At 65.2% G+C, this 1757-nt stretch carries 2 protein-coding genes; both read right to left on the bottom strand.

What is annotated here, in order from left to right; translation table 11 throughout:
* Positions 1 to 535, bottom strand: a 535-nt coding sequence (locus ACIPIA_RS15590) for an ABC transporter permease subunit (RefSeq protein ID WP_400510872.1), incomplete at its 3' end; no start/stop codon positions are given.
* 134 nt (positions 536 to 669) lie between these two features.
* Positions 670 to 1701 carry an amino acid ABC transporter substrate-binding protein gene (locus tag ACIPIA_RS15585; protein WP_400510871.1) on the bottom strand — a complete coding sequence of 344 codons (1032 nt, stop codon included), beginning with the start codon at positions 1699 to 1701 and terminating at the stop codon, positions 670 to 672.
* Positions 1702 to 1757 lie beyond the last annotated feature (56 nt).

The raw sequence follows: 1757 nt of genomic DNA, 5'->3' as shown, positions 1-1757 counted from the left end.
CGATTCGGAAATTCTCGAGGCCGTCGGGCAGCGGGATCGTCACGCCGCGATTGTTCAGGAAAGCGACGCCGAACAGGCTGATGCTCTGGCGCGGCGCCGGCAGGGCGGCGATGACGCCGAAATACCAGAACAGCACGAAGAACAGCAGCGGGATGTTGCGGACGAACTCGATATAGGCGCCGGCGATGGTCGAGAGCAGCCAGTGCGATGACAGGCGCGCGATGCCGACGACGAAGCCGAGCGCCGTCGCCAGCACGATCGCGATCACCGTGACCAGCATGGTGTTGGCGACGCCGACCCAGAACAGGGCGAGGATGTTGTCGGCCTGGGTATAGCCGGTCAGGACGAAGGGCACCTCGATGCCGGAGGTGCGCCAGAGGAAGTCGAAGCCCGAGGCGATACCGGCCTTGACCATGTTCTCCGACGCGTTGCGCACGAAGAAGACGGTGATGCCGACGAGGAAGACGACGACCGCGATCTGGTAGATCCAGTCGCGGACGCGCTTGTCGTTGACGAGAGAAAGGAAGCTGCTCACGCCGGCCTCGATCGGGAGTCGCGGGCGTCATTCCCGGGCGCAGCGCAGCTGCGGACCCGGGAACATCGTGACGCTCAAGCTGGTTTCCGAGATGGTCGGGTCAAGGCCCGACCATGACGCGCTTCAAGCCGCTCTCACTGGAACGGCGGGGTGAAGAGCAGGCCGCCCTTGGTCCAGAGCTGGTTCTGGCCGCGCTCGAGCTTCAGGGCCGAGCCCATGCCGACGGTGCGCTCATAGCTCTCGCCGTAGTTCCCGACCTGCTTGATCGCGTTGTACATCCAGTCGTTCGAGAGGCCCATCATCGCGCCGAAGCCGCCCTCGGCACCGAGCAGGCGGCGGACTTCGGTGTTCTTCGAATTCGCCTTCATCTCGTCGACGTTCTTGGAGGTCACCCCGAGCATCTCGGCCGCAATCGTGCCGTTGAGCACCCAGCGGACGATGAGCTGCCAGCGTTCGTCGCCCCAGCGCGTCACCGGCCCCTGCGGGTCGTTCGAGATCGGCTGGGTCAGAATCACGTGCTCTTCGGGGTTCTTGAGCTTGGCGCGCTGGCCGGCGAGCGCGCCGACGCCGGCCGTATAGGCGTCGCAGCGGCCCGAATCATAGGCGGTGATGGCGTCGTCGTTTTTCTGGAAATTGGTGATGGTGACCTTGAGGTTGCGCTCGCGGAACCAGTCGGCGGCGTTCTTCTCCTCGGTCGAGCCGGCGGCGACGCAGACCGAGGCGCCGTCGAGGCCGGCAGCCTCCTTCACGCCCGTCGACTTGCGGACGATAAAGGTCTGGCCCTCGTAGAAGTTGATGCCCTGGAAGTTGAGGCCGAGCGTGGCGTTGCGCGAGAAGGTGATGGTCGAATTGCGCGAGAGCACGTCGACCTGGCCCGACTGCAGGATGGGCCAGCGCTGCTGCACCGAGGTCGGCGTGTACTTCACCTTGTTGGCGTCACCGAGAACGGCGGCGGCGAGCGCCCGGCAGTAGTCCACGTCGAGGCCGGTCCACTCACCCTTGTCATTGGCGAAGGAGAAGCCGGGCAGCCCGAGATGCACCCCGCATTCGAGATTGCCGCGCGCCTTGACCGCGTCCAGCGTCGGGCTCGGGGCGAGCTGCTGCGCCTGAGCGAAAGACATTCCGGCGGCAAGCACACCCGCCACGCCCAAGATTCTGATGGTCATATCCGTCTCCCCGAAGCCATTGACGGCTTTCCGTGTTGGAGGCCGGACTATGCAAC

This window comes from Allobosea sp. CER48, from assembly GCF_044752385.1.
Taxonomy (GTDB): domain Bacteria; phylum Pseudomonadota; class Alphaproteobacteria; order Rhizobiales; family Beijerinckiaceae; genus Allobosea.
Note: the sequence above shows the minus strand (reverse complement) of the source record. Positions and strands in the feature narration are given on the sequence as shown.

What these genes read in the sequence shown, in the direction of transcription:
- ACIPIA_RS15585 (WP_400510871.1), bottom strand. Translation starts at nt 1,701, where the DNA reads ATGACCATCAGAATCTTGGGCGTGGCGGGTGTGCTTGCCGCCGGAATG.